This is a genomic window from Acinetobacter sp. YH12251 (assembly GCF_013417465.1).
Lineage (GTDB): Bacteria > Pseudomonadota > Gammaproteobacteria > Pseudomonadales > Moraxellaceae > Acinetobacter > Acinetobacter amyesii.
This window is the reverse complement of sequence record NZ_VPDZ01000006.1, coordinates 159922-183855: the sequence shown is the minus strand read 5'-3', so window position 1 is coordinate 183855 and position 23934 is coordinate 159922. Positions and strand designations below refer to the sequence as shown.

The window sequence follows — 23934 nt, the reverse complement described above, 5'->3', positions numbered from 1 at the left end:
GATGAATCAATCTGAAAATTTTGAAACGACCATGAACAGTGAATTGACTGACTTAAATAGCCCGCTTTTGCAAAGCGTTATTAATGCGTGGATTGAACTTCAATCCAAACAACCTTTGGTGCATATCCTCACCAATGCAGTCGCGAGCAATTATGTGGCCAATGTCCTTTTAGCTGCGGGTGCTTCTCCTGCAATGATTGACAATCCCTTTGAAGCCGAAAGCTTTGCCTCAATTGCCAGTGCCTTGAATATCAATTTAGGTACGCCAACGTCTGAACAAATGCAGGCCATGCAAATCGCTGCACAAACAGCACAAAATTTAAATAAACCTTGGGTGCTTGACCCTGTCGGTTATGGCCCCGTTTTGCCGTGGCGATCTGAAATGGTTGACCAATTACTCCAGTACAAGCCAAGCATAATCCGTGGCAATGCATCAGAAATCAGTGGTCTTGCAGGTAATCAAGGTGAGTCACGCGGTGTCGATAGCACGCTCAATAGTGCAGAAATTTACTTAAATGCTGCACCCTTATTAGAACACTGTGAATGTGTGGCAATTTCAGGCGAATCGGATTTCATCTTATCGAAAGAAATGAATGCGGTGATACAGATTAATGGTGGATCTTACTTACAACCCAAAGTGACGGCTTCTGGCTGCGCTTTAGGTGCGTTAACAGCGGCGTATTGCGCCGTAAGTGAAACGCTAACTGCTGGCACGATCGCAGCACATTTGCACTTTGCGATTGCGGGTCAAAAAGCCTATGAAATTAGCTCAAGTGTCGGCAGTTTTAATGTTGCATTTTTAGATGAAATTTATAATCTCAATGAAGATGATTTCAATCAACTTGCCAACATGCAAATTTATGCACTATGAAGCTATGATAGCTTGAGAAAACAAAAACAGCTTGAGTAAAAGACTCAAGCTGTTCAGGATTTCACGCTGTTTTTTATAATTAGAACGCGTCAAAAGCTTACTGTGCCGTGCTGTCACTTGCAGCATTGGCATCAAACGCTTCTGAATCTTCGATCGTTTCTGTTGGATTACTCAAAATCATGTCGAGGTCATAGTCCCCCGCATAAACAATATTTTTGATTTTTGAACAGTCGCCATCACTCATTTCATAATTTAATACTTTGGCTTCATCGCCAATTTTAAACTCAGCACGAACGACGTTTTTATTTTCATCAAAACTCAGTTTAGGCTGTACGCCCTTTTTCGAATTTTGCTGCATATCTTGGCTATCCGTGAATATATCAAAATCCACATTACACACTTGTTGCGACTGCTTACAGTTAATTTCTGCTTGCATACGTTCTGCTAACGATGGCTCAAAATAGGCAGCAAGTTGATCTTTACTCAAAGCATGTAATTTCAACTCTTGGTCATAAATTTGTTTGACCAGTTTTTCCGGTGCAACACATTTCTGCGATTGCTCTTGTACTTTTTGCTCTGCAGGCTGACAAGCCGTTAAAAAGATTGCCGCACCGAAACCGAATAATCGATATATCGTCATTTGTCGCATAATACATCCATGTCCATCATTAAACTGCCCGCCCAACTGCCAGATTCATACTTGCTTCAAAAATGGTTGATACATTTAATTTACAAATACACATTAACCCCATGCCATCAAAATAATCTGGCACGTGCTGCATAAAAAATTGAACATGTTCATCAGATTTTTTCCGTAGCCGAACCAATTGCTCAGGCGTCACCTTCGGTAAATCACAACGATGAACAAAAATATCCTCAGCCCGATGCTGCACATCATGCTGACGGATTTTATAACTATTTAAAACATCCACATACTCGGTGGGCATCGGGACACCATGCCTTGGATAAAACTTAACAGAGCGCGAGGCAAATAATGTATATACCTTTGGTTGTGCCAATGTAGCCACAAACCACATTGGAATCGCTGGAAAACGAATCTGATGCTGCATCGCCACTTTAATCGCCGAGTTTAAGGTTAGGTTTTTCCGACGATAATCAACCAATACCCCTGCCCGTGAATTAAAAATAAAAATCGGCCGATTGTTATGCATAATTTTTAATATACGCACAATGTTTTGCCCAATCAGTTTTTCCTGCTCAAAATACTGAATGATTGGTAAGGCAACAATATCTGGGTCATGCATGTATTGATAAAGTTGCTCAATCCTAGAAGTTGGGAAAATACATTGATCAAACTCCCAGAGCCGTTGAAACAACTCATGTTTTTCTTCAATCGTGAGTTTGCAAAAATCAATGATATTCTCAGTGATCGCCATACCAACACCCATTTTCTTAATGGATTAACTTTGATGTTTTTTCAAAGTCCCTAGTTATAAAGTTTTCCGAAGCAGTATTTAAATGAAATAAAATTATTCATAGATCATCAATGATGATTAAAACCCCAAGTTAAAAATGAATCGCTATTTACCCTCATGCTTTTTTAAAATCAACCCTATCAATATTTTTTACTTTTGAACCGCTTTAACCCTCTAAAAGCTCAAAAGTTGCAGCATTTTTTGACTGTTACATCATGTAAATATGATACGTTTTAACATCGTGAATTGCAGCCCCTGTTATATAGGATTTCTTATACTTTCTAGTCATACAAAAAAGACAGCTTCGAAAAGCTGTCTTTGAGTTATTTTTAAAATTTAAGCATTAAGCTTGGTAATAGATATCAACCGTTTTAATGCGGTTTTCATCCATTGCCGTAACTTTAAATTGGATGCCTTTAAAATCAACCACAGTCCCGACTTCAACATTGCCGTGGGTCTGATCTAAAATAAGACCTGAAACACTGATATAACCATCATCTTCTTCGATCAAGTCCAGCATTTCCAGTTCAAGTTCTAACTGATACAGATCGAGCATGCCTGAAGCTTTCCAATGTTCATCATCGATTTTAATCAAATCAAGTTGTTCATCTGCATCAGGGAATTCACCAGCAATCGCTTCAAACACATCGAGTGGTGAAATCAGACCTTGTACCGCCCCAAACTCATCCGTAACCAGCACCAAAGAGCCTTTAGAAGTCCGCAAGGTATTAATCGCATCAATCACCTTCATCTTTTGGAAAATAAAGATTGGACGATGACGTTTAATCAATGCTTTTAGATCATCTTCACTGTCTAGAACATCAATAAGTTCTTTCGCGCGGACAATACTAATCACTTTATCCAAGCTACCACGACACACAGGGAATAAACTGTGCGGCACTGAAAGGACTTGCTCACGAATTTGTTCAGGTGTGTCATTTAAATCCACCCAAGAAATTTGATTACGGGGAGTCATGATCGACGCAACTGAACGCTCTGCAAGCGTCAATACACCACCAATCATGTAACGCTCTTCGTCTGCAAAGGTTTCTTGCGCCTGATTACCGACTTGATCAGCTTCTAAGCGTCCACCCATCAGCTTTAAAATACTGTCCGCAGTACGGTGGCGTAATGGAATTTTCGCTTCGTGTTTTTGAGCATTGCGTTGACTAAACTGGTTAAAGGCTTCGATGATAATCGCAACACCAATACCTGAGTAGATATAGCCTTTCGGAATGTGGAAACCAAAACCTTCTGCAATCAAGCTAATCCCGATAAGCAATAAGAAGCTTAAACATAGGATCACGACGGTCGGATGTCGGTTTACAAAAGCCGTTAGCGGTTTAGATGCAAGTAACATCACTGCCATTGCCACAATCATTGCAGCCATCATGACATAAATGTTGTCGACCATACCGATCGCTGTAATGACAGAGTCTAAAGAGAAAACCGCATCTAAGACAACAATTTGCGCAACAACTGCTGTAAAGCTGGCATATGCCACTTTTGTTGTCACTTGAACTTCTGGTTTTCCTTCTAATTTCTCATGTAGCTCTGTGACCGCCTTATAGACTAAGAACAATCCACCAAACAATAATATGAGATCTCGACCAGAGAATGTCCAATCAAAAACGGTAATCAGGGGCTTTGTTAATGTGACCAACCAAGAGATTGCAAATAACAATCCTAATCGCATTAACAATGCGAGTGAAAGACCAAGTACACGAGCTTTGTCACGTTGTTCTGGAGGGAGTTTTTCTGCCAAAATGGCAATAAAGACTAGGTTATCAATACCTAGTACAATTTCTAAAATAATTAATGTAAGTAAACCAACCCAGATTCCGGGATCTAACAAAAATTCCATTAGCTCTCTTCCTCATTCTGGATTGTGAAAATATCTTCAAGCAGACCAACGCACGGCGACGGATCCATAAATTTAACCTGTGTAACTAGAGACCATTCCATTATGCACAATCTTGCGCATTTGTAATGTATTCAAGCATATTTTTTCGCATCAACAATATGACAAAATGTTAAAAACACTGTGAGTTATATATCACTTAGCTGATATAAATACACAGCAAGATGGTTAAACCTATTTTTTGAGAATATTGCTTCCAATTTTAAAAAAAAGCTTGAATTCACCTGACTTTTAATTAAATGTAATTAAGGACGCTTGTAATAGATTGTATGACAAATCTAATGAATTATTTATTTCTACCTTTTGGTAAAAAATATTAATATTCAATTCAAATTAAAAAATTATTTATTTTCACTACACTATCTCTATACCTGACCTTAATTTTAATTTCTTTTAAGCATTTAGACAGAATATCAATATAATCTATTTAGATAATCTAAAAATGAGATATCTTCTACTTTCTATTTTTTTATTGTGAACTCTTGCTATTACCCTCTATTTTTCAATAGAATGTTAAAACATTAAATAAAATTAAAACAAATATTCAGGGGACTCCTTTATGACAAAAAAGTATTCAAAATTTTTACCATCCACCGATGACTTTAGTTTAGAAAATTTTCCTTTCTACTGGGTTACTCAGGTGCATTCACAATATGTTTTAAACGTCGACCATGCATTGAAAAAGTATGGCGTTGATAATTCACGTCGTCGCATCCTGCTCGCACTCAAGTCTAAACCTCATGCGAGTGTTTCGGATTTATCTGAAATGGTCGTATCTAAAATGTCGACCACAACCAAGATCGTTTATCGCTTAAAAGATGAAGGCTTGGTAGATACTTATTCTTGTGAAGATGATGCACGTATTACCCGGGTTGTATTAACTGATAAAGGCACTGCAATGACGCAGAAGATTAACGATCTAACGAATGTCGTTCTAGAGCAATCTTTTGAAGGCTTAACACCGCTACAAATTGAAAAAACCATGGAAAGCTTAAAGCATATCTTTAAAAACTTAGCTCGATAAGCATTTGCATCACCGAAATATCAATCGAAAAAGTTCAGTTGGGGACTGATTTTTTCGATTTTTATTTTGGGTGCGTGCGCACATTCAAACTCATCAACAGGAAAACCTTGTACAAAACTTTGGATGTTGGGTGATTTCCAACTTAGCCATTCCTCTAAACGCGCATGCGGAATCACAATGACCGAGCGCTTTACATTGCCCGGCTCATGAAAGTGTTTCATCATCTCATGCTGAATAGCATCCATCGTAATCATGGTACTTGAACGTACAATCTCATCACCTTGCCGACAAATGTCATATAAGGCAGCAATATAAAACGCTTCTCCATCTCTGCGTTTGACACTCCAACGCTGCGGCTTATTATCGATATACATTGACTCATAAAATTCAGACACGGGTATCACGCCAAACTTACATTTTGAGATCGCATTAATAAACGTAGGCTTTTGATACAAAGTTTCATTTCGAGCATTATAGGTTTTAAGTGCGATTGATTTGTCTGCGGCCCATTTAGGCACCATGCCAAAATTCACTTTTCGCCACTCTAACCCTTGTTCAGACTTAAAGAGTAACGGCAAATCATAATTTGGATAGACTTCCTCAGGATATTCAAAGCTGATTTCAGGCAAGTTTTGAGACTTTAATTGCGATAAGGTAATCGGTTTGAAATTAGCACACATATTTGCCATAATCCGCAAAAAATCAATCTTTATAATAAATGAAAAATCTAGACCGAAGTCGCTTTATCGTCTTAATTCTAAGTATGTGCCTGTATCCAACCGCACATGCCGCAAAAGTCTCTGTACATACCGTTTCATTTCTACCTTTTAGTCTCGACGCGCTCTATCTCAACGAATATCCATTTAAACAAGACCTAATCAATGAGACTGAGATTCCGGCAGGCAAGTACCGCATTCAATATAAGCATTTTCGCAATCATCAAATGATCAGTACACATCATTGGGTTACGGTCAAAAATCTTCCCAACACCCAAGAACAACAATTTTCATTGGTCATCTTGCCTGATGGTGAAGTAATCAATGTCTCTGACTTTAAAATTACATCTCCAGAGATGTTTCCTGAAATCCGTTTTGCAAAACGTGCTCAAAATAGTTATCGCTTGATGCAAAATCAGCAAAGACAAAGAGATCAGTTTGGCGTGATTCTTCCTGACGCAGATGAAGCCCATACGACGGAATTGGAAGATCAATTTGGTTGGTTTACGGTGAACGAAGATGAAGGGCGTGTCAGGACTAATTGTACAGGCACGTTTAAAATCAATCCTCAAGATGCGCTCCCCTATTTCACTACTGCAAATTCAGCTCTTCAGTTTAATTATCAACAAGGAAACAAAATACATAATGCATATTTAGCGTTTAGTGATAACAATCCGCTTATTCCAATCGAAGATCGAACAATTCATGAGGCAACAGATTACAAAAATGGCTTGAAGTTTGATGTGTATATTCACAATATCCAAAAAATGAAAACCGAGAGTATTTCTTCTAATTATTCAATCTACAATTACAAGGTTCAGGTCAAGCTGTATATGACGGCCTTGCAGCGTAAACCTATGCTGTTGATGAATCACAAAATGTACTATCAGGATAATTGTTCAAGCCAAGATATTGGCTCTTTTCTGTATTACAAAACACGTTGGAGTCGTTTTTGGGACTATATACTTCCTGATATTTCATGGAAATAAACTAGAAATGTCCTGCATAACAGAACCTGCAGTGAAGTCTATTGCACAAGATAAAATAGACTTCACTTTGAGTATTTTAAGCAGGGAAAGTTTGCCAATGGGTGCGGGTGAATTCCTCAAATATCCACTCACCATTAAAACGACCAAGCCCTGAATTACGTTCACCACCAAAGGGTGCATTTGAATGATCCGCCACACTGATGCCATTGATATGCGTCATGCCTATATCGAGTTTGGCAGCAAACTCTCCGCCGCGTGCTAGGTTTGAGGTACATACTGCACTCGACAAACCAAATCGGGTTGAATTTGCCAATTCTAGTGCATGCGCTTCATCTCGCGCTTTTAAAATCGGCAAGATTGGCCCAAAACTTTCTTCTAATGCAATATCAGCATGTGCATCCACATGGGTGAAAATATGCGGTGCAACCAATTGACCTTCAATACCCCCCGCGTAGGCTAAAATTGCATCTTGCTGAATGACGTTTTGAATAATGGTTTTTATTTTATCGACCTGCGACTTATTGATAATGGGCCCTATCAGGGTTTCAGCATCATTCGGATCACCGACCACAATGCTTTTTACCCGTTTAATTAATTTTTCAACATAAGCATCGTGCAAGGATTCATCCACAATCACTCGATTGGTACTCATGCAAATTTGTCCTTGATGCAAAAAACGCCCCATCACGGTCAGTTCAACGGCTAAATTTAAATCTGCATCATCTAAAATGACCAAAGGCGCATTACCGCCAAGTTCCAGCGCTAAACGCTTAATCCGTGAACTTCCTAGCGCTTTCACCCCCACCTGTTGACCCACTTCAGTTGAACCTGTAAATGAAATCAATTTAGGTACAGGATGCTCAACAAAGTAGTCGCCAATTTCACTGCCACTGCCTGCAACGACATTTAACACGCCATGCGGCAAACCCGCTTCTTCAAATAATTTTCCAAGCAACGTTCCACCTGTCACTGGCGTGTCGCTTGCAGGCTTCAGCACCACACTATTGCCGCAGGCAATCGCAGTCACCACAGAGCGCATCGACAAATGAAATGGAAAATTCCACGGGCTAATCACCGCAATGACACCCAAGGGTTTGCGCAGTACAAAACTCTTGCGGCTCGGGTCTTTACTCTCTAGCTGAGTAGTTTGCATTTTTTCAGGAAAACGCAACGATTCTTGGATAATGCCGAGCGCTGCATCAACTTCAATATTGGCTTTTAAACGTGTACTACCAGATTCATCTATCAGCCATTGAATAATTTCTTCTCTGCGTTGCTGAATGGTTTGAATTAATTTGCTGATAACTTGCTGACGCACTTCAATGGACTTGGTCACTTCTGATTTAAAGGCAGCTTCTGCCGCACTATAAGCACTGTCTACATCGACACTGCTGGCTGCCTGCAATTCAAAAATCTCTGCTTGGCTAAAGGGATTTATATTTTTGATGTATCGCGTTGAAGTCCCTGCTCGCCACTGTCCACCAATATATTGCAAATCTAATGCGGTATATGCTGACATCGCTTCCATCCTATTTTTATCATTCATCCCAATGTAAAGGCTTCAGCATTGAAAAGCTATGAGAAAAACAGGATAAAACTTTATAATTAATTTCTTTTACAACCTTATACTTTAAACAGGCTGATGAATCTGCCGCATCGCTTTATAGATTCGCCAATAAATATAACAGCTAATGATGACTTCAAAACTTAGATCTTTAACTGTGGTGAGTTGCTCAAGCGCAGCCTCCTCCATGTTTAGGGTCAACATGGGTAACAGCCCTTCGACAACAACAGCGATCAAGATAAAGAGGACTAAACTCTGAATCGTTACGGGCAAATACAATGCAATAAAGCGCTTTAAAAAATCTCGGCCTTGCTCGCCGCCATTGGCTTTAAAGATGGCATTCACCCAGCTAATCAGCAGACCAACTTGTAAAACAAACGAAGCCCAAGCTTCTGTAGGTTTGGATTCTGGGGTTAAGGTCAGTGCTAAGTAGCTAAAGAAAATCAATATTGAGCTGGCAATATAGTAGTTTTTATAATGGGTTTCAGAGACTTTATTCAGTCTTATATCATCCACCAACCGATTTACATTCCATATATACATGGCGTTTCCTTTTCATTTTTTATGTCGACATTCTAAATTTCTCAAACAATAAAAAAAGCCTCCGAAGAGGCTTTTTTTGATTTACAGATTAGTCACCTGTATAACCTTTTAATTTTAAACGGTAAGCATGAAGAAGCGGCTCTGTATAACCAGAAGGCTGCTCGCCACCTTTGAATACTAAGTCATAAGCAGCTTTGTATGCATAACCATCAAAGCCTGGTGCCATTGGTGTGTAAAGTGGATCGTTGGCATTTTGCTCATCCACAACTTTCGCCATGCGCTTAAATACTTCTTCAACTTGTTCAGCAGTTACGATACCGTGACGTAACCAGTTCGCAACGTGTTGAGAAGAAATACGTAAAGTTGCACGGTCTTCCATCAAACCAACGTTGTTGATGTCTAGAACTTTTGAACAACCTACACCCAAATCAACCCAACGAACCACATAACCCAAGATACCTTGAAGGTTATTTTCGAGTTCTTTGGTTTTCTCTTCTTCAGACCAGTTTGTATCTGTCGCTAAAGGCGGCGTTAACAAGTCATCTAAAGATAGCGGTTGAGTATTCAACAACTCTTTTTGACGCTCAGAAACATTGCACTGATGGTAGTGAATCGCGTGAATAACAGCACCAGATGGAGACGGAACCCATGCACAGCTTGCGCCAGCTTCTGGATGCTCAATCTTAGTTTTGTACATATCAAGCAACATATCTGGTTTTGGCCACATGCCTTTACCGATTTGCGCTTTACCACGTAAGCCGGCTTGAAGACCGATCATCACGTTACGGTTTTCATATGCAGGGAACCAGATTTGAGACTTCACTTCGCCTTTACGAACGAATGGACCTGCTTCCATGAAAGTATGGATTTCATCACCCGTACGGTCCATGAAACCTGTATTAATAAAGATCGTACGATCTTTCGCTTGCGCGATACAGTTTTTCAAGTTCACAGAAGTACGACGTTCTTCGTCCATGATACCGATTTTCAAAGTCTTCGCAGGTAGACCAAGCGCTTGTTCAGCACGCTCAAATAATTCAACTGCAAATGCCACTTCTTCAGGACCATGCATTTTTGGCTTCACGATATACATTGAACCTTTACGCGAGTTCTTAATCGTGTTTTCACCACGGATGTCAGCAATCGTAAGAAGCGGAGTAACCAAGGCATCCATGATACCTTCATAAATTTCTTCGCCATCGACAAGGATCGCAGGGTTTGTCATCAAATGACCCACATTACGAAGCAACATCAATGAACGACCGTGAAGCGTAGTTTCACCACCGATTAAATTTTTGTGCGTACGATCTTTATTTAATGTACGCGTGATGGTCTTACCATTTTTCTCGATTGACTCAGAAAGTGTACCTTTCATTAAGCCTAACCAGTTACGGTAGCCTTCAACTTTCTCTTCAGCATCAACTGCTGCAATTGAGTCTTCTAAGTCTTGAATTGTGGTTACCGCAGCTTCAAGAACTAAGTCTTTAACGCCCGCAGCATCAGTTGAACCAATTGGGCTCGTCGCATCAATTTCAATGATTACATGCAAACCATTGTTTAAAAGTACGATTTCAGTTGGCGCAGCTTCGTCACCATTAAAACCAACAAACTGAGCTTCTTTCGCTAAAGTTGCAGTTGAGCCATCTTTTAGGCTTACAACTAACTTTTTGCCTTCTACCGCATATTTAGTTGCATCTGCATGCGAACCATTAGCTAGCGGGAAAGTTTCATTTAAGAAGTTTTTAGCAAATTCGATAACTTTTGCGCCACGAGCTGGGTTATAGCCCTTACCTTTTTCCGCGCCGTCTTCTTCAGAGATCACGTCAAAACCGTAAAGAGCATCGTAGAGTGAACCCCAACGTGCGTTCGCAGCGTTTAAGCAGTAACGTGCATTACGTACAGGCACTACTAATTGCGCACCAGCCAATAATGCGATTTCTTCGTCTACATTTTCTGTGCTGATTTGGAAATCTTCTACTTCTGGTAATAAGTAGCCAATTTCAGTAAGGAAAGCTTTGTAAGCTTCGAGTTCAAATTTGTTGTTGCGGTGCCATTCATCAATTTTAGCTTGAATGTCGTCACGCTTAGCCAATAGTGCTTTGTTCTTTGGGCTAAGATCGACAACGACTTGTTCAAAGTTTTTCCAGTAAGTTTCACTGTCTAAACCTGAACCCGGTAGTGCTTCATTTTCGATGAAATCGTAAAGTTCTTTAGCAATCGCTAACTTGCCTTTTTGAATACGTGCAGTCATTGTCTTTCCTGATATTGCTATTTTTTATAACAAGAGATTCTAGTATACCCATTTATACTTTGCTGAATAGTACTATCACATTCCTAAATAATGATCATTTTCTATGTAATGAAATACCCTCATCATTCAACATAATAAAGATCAGAAATACGACGTCATCATCAGCCTGAATACCTTTTTACAGTGTATAAAGTTTTTGAAATGTCGAAATTAGACTTAAGTGCAGAATTTTGTTCTAAAACTGAACAAATAGACCCAAGCGTCAAACAAACTCACTCGATTAAGCCATGAAATGCTGCCAATGTCGATGCTACAACTTCAACCAATCAGTTTAAATTTAACGCTTTTATCGATGAATTATTAAACAACCCTTCTTCTTATTAAATGATGCTTTTATCTTCCGACCTCGCTTTTAAAGTCGATTGTTCGATCTATACTTTTTCTTATCTATGCATGTAATCTAAAACTAAAAATCAAAAAAAAAGAACGCCATCAAGACGTTCTTTTTTCATTCCAACAGAAACGCTTAATTTTCTGCCGTAGATTCTGGTGCATTGATTTGACGGTGAGAGGTATGTAGATAATCATCAGATTGCATTTCCAATAAGCGCGAACGTGTACGCTCAATTTCAAATGCCAATTTTTCACCTTGATATAATTCAATAATCGTATCTTCTGAAGTAAGCAACAACTTCACACCACGGTCATAAAACTCATCAACTAGATAGATAAAACGACGAGTCCCTTCAGACAAATAATCCGTCATGTGCGGCACATTACTCACCAAGACCGTATTATAAATATTGGCAATTTCAATAAAGTCCGCTGGACTACGTGGTTTTAGGCAAAGCTCAGAATATTCACACCACAGCACATCTTCCGTATGACCAATGGTTTCTACAATACGCTGATTAATAATAATTGGCTCTTGTGAAACCGTTTGGGTTTGCGTTAATGCTGTAAAACGCTGTGCCATCCACAACTTATGTTCATGTGTTAAAGGCGACTTAAACAACTGCGCTTGTTTCAATACACGTAAACGATAGTCTACGCCTGAGTCTACATTTAAAATCACACAGTTCTTTTTTACCATTTCGATGGTTGGGATAAAACGGTCACGGTGGATCCCGTTTTTATATAAACCATCTGGTGCGATGTTAGATGTTGCAACAAGGGTGATCCCACGCGTAAATAATTTTTGGAATAGATCACTCAAAATCATTGCATCCGTGACATTGGATACAAAGAATTCATCAAAGCAGATCACGACTGCTTCTTTATAAATTTGGTCGGCAACAAGGTCTAGTGGATTACGCTGACCTGAAAGCTTATTTAATTCACGGTGTACGTACTGCATAAAGTGATGGAAATGCATACGTGTTTTGCGTCGAAATGGCACAGAATCATAAAACTGATCCATCAGCCACGTTTTACCACGTCCTACACCGCCCCACATATACACCCCTTTCGGTGCAGTTTGACGACGGAAACGACGAAACGCTTTTTTAGAAGCCTTAAAACGTTGGATTAATTCTTGCCAAACTCGATCCAACTCATGCACCGCTTGCGCCTGTTCCTGATCTGGTAAAAACTGACCAGATGCTAAGGCTTGAGCATAACGCTCAGCCGGTGAAATCGGAGTAAATGCGGTGTTGTGTGGTGACTGAAAATCTGACATATCATTAAATACTTTTTTGGGCTAAATGAATTATAACGAAGAATAAACTCGAAGATATAACACTTTGGCAGTAAAGCGCATTGGCTATTTATTATATTGTCTCGGACTATGCCCAAACCAACGTTTAAACGCATGATTAAACGCCGCAGGTTCTGAATAGCCCAGCAATTCAGCAATCATTTCAATTGAATATTCATTATATTCAATCATACGGAGTGCTTTATCTTTAATAATATCTTCACGAATTTGCTTATAACTGGTATTTAACTGTTGCAGTTGATGACGCAAAGTTCTTTCAGGCAAGTTCAACGCTTGAGCAGTTGCTGCCATACTTGGCATCGCACCACTTTGTAATTCCAAATAATCTTGCACACGCTGAACCAATGATGGCGCATCTTCATCGGCGCTTAAACGTTCTAACTCCGCAATACATTTCGACTCATATAATCGAAAAGTAATAATATCTGCGGATGGAATACGAATATCTAAAACATCTTCATCGAACCAAAATGCCGCAAATGGCGCACCAAATCGAACTTGAGAGCCATAATAATCAGTAAACATTTTTAATTTTTCAGGATCTTTGGGTTCAGCAAACGGCAAATCAATTTGAACTTGTGGTGTCGATAACCCCATCATTTTGTAAAGATCGCGGATGAATTTATAAGTTCCTGAAATTTCCGACTGCGCCAATAATGCACCCAGTGGTGCATACACATCTTGCGGTTGGTAGCATAAAGCCACTTTATGCTGACTGATTTGCAAACTCAAACGCCCAGTTAGATGCGTCAACTGTTGAAAGCGAATTCCCTGATTTAAAGCTTGGCGTAAAGTATCACTGGTGACCAATAACATCAGCAACGGGCCATAACCCGCCAATGTATAATGCTGACCAATAAATAACCCTTGCTCAGGTTCTACATCTTTACCAATGACTTTCAGTACATCCCACTCCAAACTCGGATGAATCACCGAAGTAGGATCGAGTGCATCGACACGCAGCCCAATAGTTTGCAAACGTTGATCGACATCTACGCCTGCTTTACGCATTCCTTGTACTAAATACATCAGGCTTAGAATAGATCGTTTCATAAATCGTAAAATGACATTAAATTTCTTCTTTTTTACTACAAATTTGCAATTATGAACATTGCCGTTTCGATCAATTTTTCTGTCACCTCAATCATATTGTTCTGATCATGAACTCAAGTATGCTTAACTTGTAATCTCGCTTGGAATTAAAAAAATGATGCAGGAAGCGCAAACAAAAACAGTGCAAACCCCAAAAGCCAATTCTGAAATACATACACAAATCGCCATCATCGGCGGTGGTTTTGGTGGTATTGCTATGGCGATACGCCTTTTACAACAAGGTAATCAAGATTTTTTGATCCTCGAAAAAGCCAATGATTTTGGTGGAACCTGGCGTGAAAACCGCTACCCTGGCGCTGCGTGTGATGTGCAATCACATATGTATTCGCTTTCTTTTGCACCCAAAACAGATTGGTCAAAACGTTATGCTGAAGCGCCGGAAATATTTGACTATATCCAACAGGTCACCCGTGAATATAATTTAAAACAATTCTGTCGCTTTAACAGTGAAGTACTTTCAAGCCAATACAATGAATCAATCTGCGACTGGCATTTAGAACTCAAAGATGGCGTTAAAATTACCGCTCAATACGTGATTTTTGCATCTGGCCCGCTACATGTCCCGCAAATTCCACACATTCCGGGCATTGAAAAATTTAAAGGCAAAGTGTTTCATTCTTCTCAATGGGATCATCAATATCCATTAGAAGGTAAAAAAGTCGCATCGATTGGTACAGGCGGCAGTGCCATCCAATACATTCCTGAAATCGCACCACAAACAAAACAACTGTATGTTTTTCAACGTACCGCAGCTTGGGTCATTCCACGAGATGAACGCAGTTATCATGGTTTAGAAAAATCATTATTTAAAAAATATGATTGGTTTCGAAAAATTCACCGCGCTCGCCTGTATTGGACCAACGAATCACGTGTCGTGCCAATTGTTAAACCAACTACCATGAAATATGCGCAAAAACTGGCAGAACTGTATATTAAGTATCAAGTGAAAGATGCTGAACTTGCCAAGAAACTAACGCCAAACTACATCATGGGTTGTAAACGCATTTTAATTTCTAATAAATACTTTCCAACCTTTAATCGACCTAATGTGGAATTGGTCAGTGATGCAATACAAGAAATCACTGAAAATGCCATTATTACCAAAGATGGAAAATCCCGTGAAATTGACTGCTTAATCTATGGGACTGGCTTTATTACTGACCCACGTATTTATCTCAAGTCCTTTGAATGTATTGGTGAAAATGCTCAAGAACTCAAACAAGTTTGGCAAGCTGGCGCAGAAAGTTTTTATGGCATTTGCACCAAAGGCTTTCCAAATCTGTTCCAATTATTAGGCCCCAATACCGTACTTGCGCATAATTCAGTGGTATTTATGATTGAGGCACAAGTCGATTACATCTTACAAATGATGCAATTGGTTTCAAAATCTAATATTCAAGCCATCGCTGTCAAAGATCAGGTGCAAGATCAATTTAACACTCATGTACAAGACATGCTTGATGGTACGGTATGGCAATCAGGCTGCGTGAGTTGGTATCAGCAAAATGGCGGTAAAAATTTTGCACTGTGGCCAACTTATACATGGAAATATTGGCTGGCTACTCGAAAAATAAATCCAGCCGATTTTCGACTCCTCAGTAAAACAAAATCTAGTCATGCAGCTTAAGCAATAACAGGTCATAATAGGCAGGTATTCATTATCTGCCTATTTTTGTATGCAATCTTTCTGGTTGATTTTCCAGCTCTTAGCCTGTTTAGGGCTTGGTTTTATTCTTGCACGTCGCCTACCCACTTGGCTTGAAAAAATCGCCTTTAAACTCCTGCCGTACTTTACTTATATTTTGTTATTTGCGATTGCGATCGAATTTTCTGAAACATTACACACTATTCCAGCACCTCTGCAAATCCTCTCTTCATCAGTACTTATTGCACTATTGACCTCAATGGGTGCGTTTATTTGCTGCTATATTTTGTTTAAGCTTTTAGGCTACAAACCCAGTCATGGCAAAGTGTCCATGCAGTTAGTGACAAGCTCACTCATCAATATTAGCTTTGCTTTTATTGCATTAGGTTTAGGTTATGCTTTTGCTGAAATGGCAGCACATTTTAGTCTTCAGCCACATATGAGTACTTGGGATCTACTTTTAGTCTTTATGTTTCTGATTGGGCTTGATCTCGCCTACTCACCGCTCGATCGTTCTTGGTTAAATTGGAAAATTCTACTTGTTCCTCTGGGCTGTATCGTCGGTTCACTTTTGGGCGCTTTTGCTGCAGCCTATCTATTGCCACAAATCAGCCCGAAAGATTTGATTATGCTGTCACAAGGATATGGTTTCTATTCGATGACAGGCATCGTCGTGACTGAATTAAAAAATGCGCATCTAGGCAGTATCGCGCTGATGAATGATTTATTCAGAGAAATCTTTGCGATTGTGTTTATGTATATTATTGGCTGGCGTTACCCACGCTCTGCAATTTCATCTGCGGGTGCAACAGCTATGGATGTCACCTTACCTATGGTCAAACAAGCCTGTGGTAATGATTTTATTCCACATGCCATGGTCAGCGGCTTTATCCTTTCTGTACTTGCACCTATATTGGTGAGTATATTAGCAGCTATCTAACCCTCACCTAAGTCCTCTCCCAGAGAGGGAAAGGACTTCCTCTCTCCCTTTGGGAGAGAGTTAGAGAGAGGGTAAATTTTAAAGTGTCGCCAAAATATCTTTTAAAGTCTGACGCATATTCTCCGATTTAGTAATTGGACGGCCAATCACCAAATGTGTAGAACCATCAAGCATGGCTTGTTTAGGCGTCACAATTCGTTTTTGATCATCAGCAGCAGAACCTGCAGGACGGATACCCGGTGTCACTAAAGCAAAGTCAGCACCCAAAGTTTCACGCAGCATTTTTGCTTCTTGAGCCGAACACACCACACCATCTAAGCCACTTTCTTTCGTTAAAGTCGCAAGACGTTTCACGTGTTCAAATGGTTCAAGATCTAAACCTAAATCCGCAAGATCTTCACGGCCCATCGAGGTCAAAACTGTAACAGCTATCAGCTGAGTATTGTAATTGCCCGCCTTTAAGCGCTCCACACAGGTTTCCATCATTTTACGACCACCTGATGCATGGACATTGACCATCCACACACCCATATCCGCAGCTGCACAAACTGCTTGCGCTGTGGTGTTTGGAATATCATGGAATTTAAGATCTAGAAATACTTCAAAACCTTTATCATGCAAGGCCTTAACGACACTTGGACCCTCATGGGTAAATAACTCTTTACCAACCTTAACTCGACATAATGCAGGATCTAACTGCTCTGCAATTGTAAGTGCGTCATATTGGCTTTTAGCATCTAGTGCAACGATGATACTCAAGAGACTTACCCTTCATTTTGACAAAATTAGTGCATTATAGATGGATTCAACTTGATCAGAAAGTCATAAAACTCATGTTATTTGAAATGATTAATTTGAATTGAGCTATCTCATTATTTTATTTGAGATATGCGTTTTATTTTTTCAGTCCATAAAAAAACACCCCGATGATCCACCGGAGTGTTTAATATAAAATTTAACTATACTCATAAAAGTAGTTAATTTACTTCATAAACCCAATTATAACGGGTTAGAAGGACGCTCATTTGCATCAATATCTAAAACTGTTTTTTCATGACGTGTATGTGCAGCCGCTTCAGCAGCAGCCAGTTGAGCAGTTTGAATTTGCTCTTTACGTAGGCGGTCAATATCTTTACGTAGACGTTTAATTTCCCAGTTATTTTGAAATACTCGGAATACTTGCACTGCTAATAAAAGACCTAAAACCAAACCTAATGACAATGTTAATAGCAATAAAAGCCCTAAACGCATTGCAGGCACTTGTGTAAACAACAAATCGACTGAAAGTTCAGTGCCGTTTTGCAGAACCAAAGCCAATGAGTATCCAAATAGGACTAGTAGAATTACGACCAATACGTAACGCATAAACACCCCTAACAATGTTTTGAATTAGTTTGCAGATTCGTTTACCGCATCACGTAAAGCTTTACCAGGTTTAAAGTGCGGTACAGCTTTTGCTGCAACTTCAACTGATTTACCTGTTTTTGGGTTACGACCCACACGTGGTTCACGGTGATGTAATGCAAAACTACCAAAACCACGGATTTCAATTCGGTTGTCTGTAGACAAAGCTTCGATCATTTGATCGATCATTATCTTAACGGCCTCTTCCACTAAGGGTTCAGCTAAGTGTGGGTTTTTAAGAGAAATACGCTCTATTAAGTCAGACTTATTAAGTGCTTCAGTAGTCATCTGCGACCTCTTTAATTATCAAGCTACCTAGGATCAGTTTCCCGATAATAACCTGTTTAAATACAAAACGGTAGCGTAATAATCACTTACTACGCTACCGTTACAGTAATTGTGTAAAATATATTAATTAATTTACATTAACAATACAATTCAAACACTTACTTAGTGGTTCATTTGAGCTTTGATCAAATCACCAATAGTCTTAGGACCATTGTCTGAAGTTGCTGTAGCTGTCTTGTTCAAGTTAGCTACTGCTTCTTTTTCTTCAGCTTCGTCTTTCGCTTTGATAGACAAGTTGATAGAACGTGATTTGCGGTCTACGTTGATGATTTTAGCTTCAACTTCTTGACCAACTTCAAGGAACTTAGTTGCATCTTCAACGCGGTCGCGGTTGATTTCAGATGCTTTAAGAGTCGCTTCAACTTCGTCAGCTAACTTAACAGTAGCGCCTTTAGCGTCAACTGCAGTTACAGTACCTTTAACAAGCGCACCGCGTTCGTTAGCAGCTAAGAAATCGTTGAACGGATCGCTGTTCATTTGTTTGATGCCAAGGCTGATACGGTTGCCTTCAGCGTCTACTGAAAGGATAACCGCTTCAACTGTGTCACCTTTCTTGTAACGACGGATAGCTTCTTCGCCTTGTTCGTTCCAAGAAATGTCAGACAAGTGAACTAGACCATCGATACCGCCTGGTAAACCGATGAAGATACCGAAGTCAGTGATTGACTTGATAGTACCTGAAACTTTTTCACCTTTATCGTGTTCTTTAGCAAACTCTTCCCATGGGTTAGCACGAGTTTGTTTGATACCAAGAGAAATACGACGACGCTCTTCATCAACTTCAAGAACCATAACGTCAACTTCATCACCGATCTGAACAACTTTAGATGGGTGGATGTTTTTGTTAGTGTGGTCCATTTCTGAAACGTGTACTAAACCTTCAACGCCTTCAGCGATTTCAGCGAAGCAACCGTAGTCAGTTAAGTTAGTTACACGAGCTTTAACGATAGAACCTTTAGGGTAACGGTTCATGATCGCTAACCATGGATCTTCGCCTAATTGTTTAAGGCCTAAAGATACGCGGTTACGTTCGCGGTCGAATTTAAGTACTTTAACAGTAACTTCTTGACCAACTTCAACAACTTCTGAAGGGTGCTTGATACGTTTCCAAGCCATGTCAGTGATGTGAAGAAGACCATCAATACCGCCAAGGTCAACGAACGCGCCGTAGTCAGTAAGATTTTTGATAGTACCAGTAACTGTTTGACCTTCTTCAAGCTGAGCAAGAAGAGCTTCACGGTCAGCTGAAGATTCAGCTTCCATAACAGCACGACGAGATACAACAACGTTGTTACGTTTAGCATCAAGTTTGATTACTTTAAATTCTAACTCTTTACCTTCTAAGTGAGTAGTATCACGAATAGGACGAGTATCAACTAAAGAACCTGGAAGGAACGCACGAACTGGGCCGATGTCAACAGTGAAACCGCCTTTAACCTTACCAGAGATAACACCAGTAACGATTTCGCCGTCTTCAAAGATTTTTTCAAGTTTAGTCCAAGTTTCAGCACGTTTAGCTTTTTCACGTGATAAAACTGTTTGACCCATACCGTTGTCAAGAGCTTCAACAACTACATCAACAGTGTCGCCAACTTGAACTTCAAGTTCACGTTGTTCATTTAAGAATTCAGCGCGGTCAACAATACCTTCTGATTTAAGGCCAGTGTCAACTGTTACCCAGTCAGAGTCGATGCTTACTACAACGCCTTGGATGACTGCACCCTTTTCAACGTTGAGGTTTAATTCGCTTTCTTCAAAGAGGGCTGCAAAAGATTCGGTCATGATATACCTAGTAAAGTCAGCGGTCTTGGATCAGACAAGGCCGGTTTAATTAAGCGTCTACATAGTCCGTATAAGACTGATCAAGCTATGCTTCTGCTGAAAATTCTTTAGTTTGCTAATTGCTGATCGATGTAATTCGTCATCAGCGTGAATACTTCATCAATACTCAAAGTTGAACTATCAATAAAATAAGCATCTGGCGCAGGCTTGAGTGGAGCGACTGCGCGTTCCATATCTCGCTTATCACGCGCTTCGATATTAGCTAAAATGTCGTTTATTTTAACATCCACGCCCATAGCCTGCAACTGATTTACACGGCGCTCCGCACGGGACTGAGCAGAAGCCGTTAAATAAATCTTGGCTTGAGCATTTGGAAAAATCGTTGTTGCCATATCACGGCCGTCTGCAACCAAACCAGGTGCTTGAGCAAAGGCATGCTGACGTTCTAAAAGCGCAGTTCTAAGTGCAGGAATTGCAGCAACTTTTGAGGCAAACTCTCCGACTCTCTCAGTACGGATAACTTTTGAGACATCTTCACCATCTAAAAGCACCGAAACACCTGCTTCATTTGTCACAAATTGTATGTCTAAATTTGTTGCAATTTTTACGCATTCATCAAGCTTTGAGTCTAATGCATCAATTAAGTCTTGCTTATGCAATGACAATCCCAACAGACGATATAACGCACCTGAGTCGAGTAAGTGGAACTGATAATGTGCCGCAATTTTTGCTGCCAATGTTCCTTTACCTGAGCCACTTGGGCCATCAATTGTAATGATTTGAACTGTCATTGCTCTTCCACTTTTGTTTATACGGTTTTTGCAAGTTTTGAAAAACCAATTTTAATCGCTGACTTCAGTTGCGCAAGGATTAATTGACTAACGAATGGCGCACGCGCCTGTAATTCAATCGTATAAGTGACTAAAGTACGCGCAGCATCAATCGCTTCGAATTGAATCACACCCAAATGATGTTTCACCAGTGGGTTTTTAATAATCTTATATTCAATGCGTTGGTTTGGCTCAAGCAAGGTAATTTGCTCTTGTAACGGCTTCACTGGCCCAAAGCCCATACGACGTACAGAACCCACACCATCAGGACGTTCAGGATCTGCAGAATCTTTGACGCGCACCACTTGAATCGGCGCAAAAGCCACGTTATAGGTTGAATGTTTTGAAAGTAATTCAAAAACTTGCTCGACCGGTGCATTAAATTCTTTTTTTACTTGAATGGATTTCATGATGTACCCTATTTTATTTGACAATATTAATTGTCAGTAGAGTTTACTTGATTTTTTAAATTAAGTTCAGTCAAAGTGGCTTTTTCCTGTAACTTCATCAGTCGTTTTTGTTCACGACGCATTTTAAAAAAATCACTTAATTGTTGGGAGCATTGCGCTTGTAGGCAACCATGCTCAAACTCAAAGATATGGTTATAGTAGCCTGAATTTAATAATTGACGCGAACTGACCAAAGAACCTGCTTTAGGCTCAGTCGTCGCAAATACCACACGCTTAATTCTCGAATGTACCAAAGCGCCCACACACATTGTGCATGGTTCCAAAGTCACATATAAGGTTGCATCGTCAGGTAAACGGTAATTATCGATATTTAAACAAGCTTGACGCAAAGCTTGTACTTCCGCATGTGCGGTGGGATCTTTCAGAGAAATCGGCGCATTAAACCCTGCACCTATGACTTGATTTTGACTCACAATGACTGCGCCTACAGGAATTTCTTGCAATTCGGCAGCTTGTGCAGCCTGCTCGAAAGCAAGCTGCATCCAATGTTCATCACTATATAGATTTTGTTCAGACATCAATTAATTAAATTACGCCATACTGTCTTAACAGTGCATTCCAACTGTCAATATTGGTTACAGGAGGCTCATCTGCCAAAATTCCTTTGAGAGAAAGATCTGTACCTTTTTTCCATTCTGGAGACAGGTCTTTATCGACTAGACGGGCGCGTACACCTTCAACAAAGTCCGCATGACGAATTTTCCAATCCGAAATTTGGGTTTCCAGTTCAAACACTTCATTCCAAGAATGCAATTGCTTGCCCCACTGCCACAACAACCATGTTAATGCTGCTGTTGCAGGTGAACCTTTTTGTAGATTTTCACTGGCTTGACGTAGCCAATCACTGCGTGCATCGCTTAAACCAATAATTGATTCATAGTCATGTTCAAAATTATGCCCACGGCACACACTTTGAATCACATCCAAAGAATTTTGTAATGGGCCAGGCCCCACAGGACGATGCATACTATTTAAAGTGTCATCGATGGCACGAAAATCGCCAGCTGGATAATGATCCCAATCAATATTAATGACAGTTTCAAGTACGTTATCACGCTGTGCATCACAAATATGCGTTGCCCAACCGATACCATATGCACCTGCTGCGGTCATAATTGAGCCCGTTAACCCAGTAAACAACCCAATGGCGCCACGATCAGCCAAGAAACGTGTCGCACCGACATCTGGATACAAACCGATATTAATTTCAGGCATTGCTAAACGTGAATAAGGTGTCACCAAACGAAAAGGTGCAGCCATAAACAGACCTAAACCACCACCCATGACATAACCTTCACCCCAAACCAAAATCGGCTTTGCATAATTATGCAGCAGCAAATCTAGGGCATATTCTTGTTCAAAAAATTTATTCGCCGTTTCAACTTCATCATTGACCACCAATTGTCGCAATTTGCGTACATCGCCACCTGCACAAAATGCTTTCGGCGTAGTGGAATCTAACCAAATTGCTTTTACAGCATCATCGTGTTGAAAGTCCTGAAAGACTTCAAGCAACGCTGTACAGATTGATTCATCTAATGCATGAAGCGATTTTGGGCGATTCAAGCGAACAATGCGCCAGCCCTTTTTCGCTTCTTCAACAATCAGATCTGGGTGATAATTTTTTGAAACGGGAGAATAAGTCATGCGTCCAGCTGCCAGTCTATTGGCTCAATGCCATTTTGTTTAAGATAATTATTACTTTTTGAAAACACCTTACAACCAAAAAATCCACCGCGGTTTGCAGCCAAAGGAGATGGATGCGCGGCTTTTAGCACTAAGTGCTTATTTTGGTCAATGCGTTGTCCCTTACGCTGTGCATATGCCCCCCATAAAATAAAGACGATATGCTCACGTTGTTCATTTAAAACATCAATCACATGGTCTGTAAAATCTTCCCATCCACGTTTTTGATGTGAAGTTGGTTGCCCAGCCTCAACAGTCAGTACCGCATTTAAAAGCAACACACCTTGTTCTGCCCAGCGTGTTAAGTCCCCATGTTTTGACACAGGTACCCCAAGGTCGGTATTTAACTCATGAAAAATATTACGTAAAGAAGGTGGTAATGCAACCCCCTTTTGTACCGAAAAGCTTAAACCATGTGCCTGATTTGGCCCATGATACGGGTCTTGACCTAAAATCACCACCTTTACATTTGCCATAGGCGTCGTGTTTAGGGCATTAAAGATCAGCGGATTCGGTGGATAAATCACTTTATCCTGTTTGATTTGTTGTAGCAGAAAGTCTTTTAACTCATCCATGCGGGGGCTAAGCAAAAACTCACTTAGGGCATATTTCCAGCTAGGCTCAAGCTGCACTTTAGCGAGTTTTGCTTGTTGCTCTTCTGTTAAAGACATCACTGTTAACCAA

General features: G+C 40.1%; 23 protein-coding genes. 5 read left to right on the top strand and 18 right to left on the bottom strand.

The window, feature by feature from the left end; all coding sequences use genetic code 11:
• Window position 1 precedes the first annotated feature (1 nt).
• Window positions 2–871 carry a hydroxyethylthiazole kinase gene (thiM, locus tag FTV27_RS06770; protein WP_180077670.1) on the top strand — a complete coding sequence of 290 codons (870 nt, stop codon included), beginning with the start codon at window positions 2–4 and terminating at the stop codon, window positions 869–871.
• Window positions 872–968: 97 nt separating this feature from the next.
• On the opposite strand, the gene FTV27_RS06765 is transcribed toward thiM, so the two are convergent.
• The 3 genes from FTV27_RS06765 to FTV27_RS06755 form a co-directional block, all read right to left on the bottom strand.
• Window positions 969–1520, bottom strand: a complete 552-nt coding sequence (locus tag FTV27_RS06765) for a DUF3828 domain-containing protein (protein ID WP_180077667.1) — start codon at window positions 1518–1520, stop codon at window positions 969–971.
• Window positions 1521–1539: 19 nt separating this feature from the next.
• Window positions 1540–2268, bottom strand: coding sequence for a hypothetical protein (locus tag FTV27_RS06760; protein WP_180077666.1), 729 nt, complete (start codon window positions 2266–2268; stop codon window positions 1540–1542).
• 382 nt (window positions 2269–2650) lie between these two features.
• The gene (locus FTV27_RS06755; protein WP_180077664.1) at window positions 2651–4171 is read right to left on the bottom strand and encodes a transporter associated domain-containing protein; all 1521 of its coding nucleotides are present in this window, start codon (window positions 4169–4171) and stop codon (window positions 2651–2653) included.
• Between the two features lie 616 nt (window positions 4172–4787).
• Here FTV27_RS06755 and FTV27_RS06750 point away from each other — a divergent pair.
• Window positions 4788–5252: a MarR family winged helix-turn-helix transcriptional regulator gene (locus tag FTV27_RS06750; protein ID WP_078193646.1), complete on the top strand. Its 465-nt coding sequence runs from the start codon at window positions 4788–4790 to the stop codon at window positions 5250–5252.
• Between the two features lie 20 nt (window positions 5253–5272).
• Here the strand turns inward: FTV27_RS06750 and FTV27_RS06745 are convergent, their stop codons facing one another.
• Window positions 5273–5932, bottom strand: a complete 660-nt coding sequence (locus FTV27_RS06745) for an SOS response-associated peptidase family protein (RefSeq protein ID WP_180077662.1) — start codon at window positions 5930–5932, stop codon at window positions 5273–5275.
• A gap of 38 nt (window positions 5933–5970) precedes the next feature.
• On the opposite strand from FTV27_RS06745, the gene FTV27_RS06740 reads away from it, so the two are divergent.
• Window positions 5971–6957: a hypothetical protein gene (locus tag FTV27_RS06740; RefSeq protein WP_180077660.1), complete on the top strand. Its 987-nt coding sequence runs from the start codon at window positions 5971–5973 to the stop codon at window positions 6955–6957.
• Between the two features lie 76 nt (window positions 6958–7033).
• Here the strand turns inward: FTV27_RS06740 and FTV27_RS06735 are convergent, their stop codons facing one another.
• The 5 genes from FTV27_RS06735 to FTV27_RS06715 all read right to left on the bottom strand — a co-directional run bounded on the left by FTV27_RS06735 (window position 7034) and on the right by FTV27_RS06715 (window position 14085).
• Complete coding sequence (locus FTV27_RS06735; protein ID WP_180077658.1) at window positions 7034–8476, bottom strand: aldehyde dehydrogenase family protein; 1443 nt, start codon at window positions 8474–8476, stop codon at window positions 7034–7036.
• A gap of 111 nt (window positions 8477–8587) precedes the next feature.
• Window positions 8588–9064, bottom strand: a complete 477-nt coding sequence (locus tag FTV27_RS06730; protein ID WP_180077656.1) for a hypothetical protein — start codon at window positions 9062–9064, stop codon at window positions 8588–8590.
• A gap of 88 nt (window positions 9065–9152) precedes the next feature.
• Window positions 9153–11315: a malate synthase G gene (locus FTV27_RS06725; protein WP_180077654.1), complete on the bottom strand. Its 2163-nt coding sequence runs from the start codon at window positions 11313–11315 to the stop codon at window positions 9153–9155.
• A 526-nt stretch (window positions 11316–11841) separates the two neighbouring features.
• On the bottom strand, window positions 11842–12993 hold the full coding sequence (zapE, locus tag FTV27_RS06720; protein WP_111885050.1) for a cell division protein ZapE: 1152 nt from the start codon (window positions 12991–12993) through the stop codon (window positions 11842–11844).
• Between the two features lie 84 nt (window positions 12994–13077).
• A complete protein-coding gene (locus FTV27_RS06715; protein ID WP_111885051.1) occupies window positions 13078–14085 on the bottom strand; it encodes an AraC family transcriptional regulator in 1008 nt (335 codons plus the stop codon).
• 157 nt (window positions 14086–14242) lie between these two features.
• Here FTV27_RS06715 and FTV27_RS06710 point away from each other — a divergent pair, with 157 nt between their 5' ends.
• Complete coding sequence (locus tag FTV27_RS06710) at window positions 14243–15772, top strand: NAD(P)/FAD-dependent oxidoreductase (protein WP_180077751.1); 1530 nt, start codon at window positions 14243–14245, stop codon at window positions 15770–15772.
• Window positions 15773–15821: 49 nt separating this feature from the next.
• Window positions 15822–16730 carry a lysine exporter LysO family protein gene (locus FTV27_RS06705; RefSeq protein ID WP_180077652.1) on the top strand — a complete coding sequence of 303 codons (909 nt, stop codon included), beginning with the start codon at window positions 15822–15824 and terminating at the stop codon, window positions 16728–16730.
• Between the two features lie 78 nt (window positions 16731–16808).
• Here the strand turns inward: FTV27_RS06705 and pyrF are convergent, their stop codons facing one another.
• From pyrF to ung, 9 genes are all read right to left on the bottom strand, one after another.
• The gene (pyrF, locus tag FTV27_RS06700; RefSeq protein ID WP_180077650.1) at window positions 16809–17489 is read right to left on the bottom strand and encodes an orotidine-5'-phosphate decarboxylase; all 681 of its coding nucleotides are present in this window, start codon (window positions 17487–17489) and stop codon (window positions 16809–16811) included.
• 240 nt (window positions 17490–17729) lie between these two features.
• Window positions 17730–18095: a lipopolysaccharide assembly protein LapA domain-containing protein gene (locus FTV27_RS06695; protein ID WP_078188931.1), complete on the bottom strand. Its 366-nt coding sequence runs from the start codon at window positions 18093–18095 to the stop codon at window positions 17730–17732.
• A gap of 24 nt (window positions 18096–18119) precedes the next feature.
• Window positions 18120–18422: an integration host factor subunit beta gene (locus FTV27_RS06690; RefSeq protein ID WP_067767464.1), complete on the bottom strand. Its 303-nt coding sequence runs from the start codon at window positions 18420–18422 to the stop codon at window positions 18120–18122.
• Between the two features lie 162 nt (window positions 18423–18584).
• Complete coding sequence (gene rpsA, locus FTV27_RS06685) at window positions 18585–20264, bottom strand: 30S ribosomal protein S1 (RefSeq protein WP_078193655.1); 1680 nt, start codon at window positions 20262–20264, stop codon at window positions 18585–18587.
• 107 nt (window positions 20265–20371) lie between these two features.
• On the bottom strand, window positions 20372–21055 hold the full coding sequence (gene cmk, locus FTV27_RS06680) for a (d)CMP kinase (RefSeq protein WP_078193656.1): 684 nt from the start codon (window positions 21053–21055) through the stop codon (window positions 20372–20374).
• A 17-nt stretch (window positions 21056–21072) separates the two neighbouring features.
• Window positions 21073–21504, bottom strand: coding sequence for an SRPBCC family protein (locus tag FTV27_RS06675; protein WP_111885054.1), 432 nt, complete (start codon window positions 21502–21504; stop codon window positions 21073–21075).
• A gap of 26 nt (window positions 21505–21530) precedes the next feature.
• On the bottom strand, window positions 21531–22082 hold the full coding sequence (tadA, locus tag FTV27_RS06670; protein WP_078193658.1) for a tRNA adenosine(34) deaminase TadA: 552 nt from the start codon (window positions 22080–22082) through the stop codon (window positions 21531–21533).
• A 7-nt stretch (window positions 22083–22089) separates the two neighbouring features.
• A complete protein-coding gene (locus FTV27_RS06665) occupies window positions 22090–23211 on the bottom strand; it encodes an enoyl-CoA hydratase/isomerase family protein (RefSeq protein ID WP_180077648.1) in 1122 nt (373 codons plus the stop codon).
• Complete coding sequence (gene ung, locus FTV27_RS06660; protein ID WP_078193660.1) at window positions 23208–23921, bottom strand: uracil-DNA glycosylase; 714 nt, start codon at window positions 23919–23921, stop codon at window positions 23208–23210. Before ung ends, FTV27_RS06665 begins: the two co-directional genes overlap by 4 nt.
• Between the last annotated feature and the right edge of the window lie 13 nt (window positions 23922–23934).

Coding starts and splice junctions, on each gene's coding strand:
- FTV27_RS06695 (WP_078188931.1), bottom strand. CDS start 18,095: ATGCGTTACGTATTGGTCGTAATTCTACTAGTCCTATTTGGATACTCA.
- FTV27_RS06755 (WP_180077664.1), bottom strand. CDS start 4,171: ATGGAATTTTTGTTAGATCCCGGAATCTGGGTTGGTTTACTTACATTA.
- FTV27_RS06675 (WP_111885054.1), bottom strand. CDS start 21,504: ATGAAATCCATTCAAGTAAAAAAAGAATTTAATGCACCGGTCGAGCAA.
- zapE (WP_111885050.1), bottom strand. CDS start 12,993: ATGTCAGATTTTCAGTCACCACACAACACCGCATTTACTCCGATTTCA.
- FTV27_RS06745 (WP_180077662.1), bottom strand. CDS start 5,932: ATGTGTGCTAATTTCAAACCGATTACCTTATCGCAATTAAAGTCTCAA.
- FTV27_RS06735 (WP_180077658.1), bottom strand. CDS start 8,476: ATGTCAGCATATACCGCATTAGATTTGCAATATATTGGTGGACAGTGG.
- ung (WP_078193660.1), bottom strand. CDS start 23,921: ATGTCTTTAACAGAAGAGCAACAAGCAAAACTCGCTAAAGTGCAGCTT.
- FTV27_RS06705 (WP_180077652.1), top strand. CDS start 15,822: ATGCAATCTTTCTGGTTGATTTTCCAGCTCTTAGCCTGTTTAGGGCTT.
- tadA (WP_078193658.1), bottom strand. CDS start 22,082: ATGTCTGAACAAAATCTATATAGTGATGAACATTGGATGCAGCTTGCT.
- FTV27_RS06765 (WP_180077667.1), bottom strand. CDS start 1,520: ATGCGACAAATGACGATATATCGATTATTCGGTTTCGGTGCGGCAATC.
- FTV27_RS06730 (WP_180077656.1), bottom strand. CDS start 9,064: ATGTATATATGGAATGTAAATCGGTTGGTGGATGATATAAGACTGAAT.
- FTV27_RS06690 (WP_067767464.1), bottom strand. CDS start 18,422: ATGACTACTGAAGCACTTAATAAGTCTGACTTAATAGAGCGTATTTCT.
- FTV27_RS06760 (WP_180077666.1), bottom strand. CDS start 2,268: ATGGCGATCACTGAGAATATCATTGATTTTTGCAAACTCACGATTGAA.
- FTV27_RS06740 (WP_180077660.1), top strand. CDS start 5,971: ATGAAAAATCTAGACCGAAGTCGCTTTATCGTCTTAATTCTAAGTATG.
- cmk (WP_078193656.1), bottom strand. CDS start 21,055: ATGACAGTTCAAATCATTACAATTGATGGCCCAAGTGGCTCAGGTAAA.
- FTV27_RS06710 (WP_180077751.1), top strand. CDS start 14,243: ATGCAGGAAGCGCAAACAAAAACAGTGCAAACCCCAAAAGCCAATTCT.
- FTV27_RS06725 (WP_180077654.1), bottom strand. CDS start 11,315: ATGACTGCACGTATTCAAAAAGGCAAGTTAGCGATTGCTAAAGAACTT.
- FTV27_RS06750 (WP_078193646.1), top strand. CDS start 4,788: ATGACAAAAAAGTATTCAAAATTTTTACCATCCACCGATGACTTTAGT.
- FTV27_RS06665 (WP_180077648.1), bottom strand. CDS start 23,211: ATGACTTATTCTCCCGTTTCAAAAAATTATCACCCAGATCTGATTGTT.
- FTV27_RS06715 (WP_111885051.1), bottom strand. CDS start 14,085: ATGAAACGATCTATTCTAAGCCTGATGTATTTAGTACAAGGAATGCGT.
- rpsA (WP_078193655.1), bottom strand. CDS start 20,264: ATGACCGAATCTTTTGCAGCCCTCTTTGAAGAAAGCGAATTAAACCTC.
- thiM (WP_180077670.1), top strand. CDS start 2: ATGAATCAATCTGAAAATTTTGAAACGACCATGAACAGTGAATTGACT.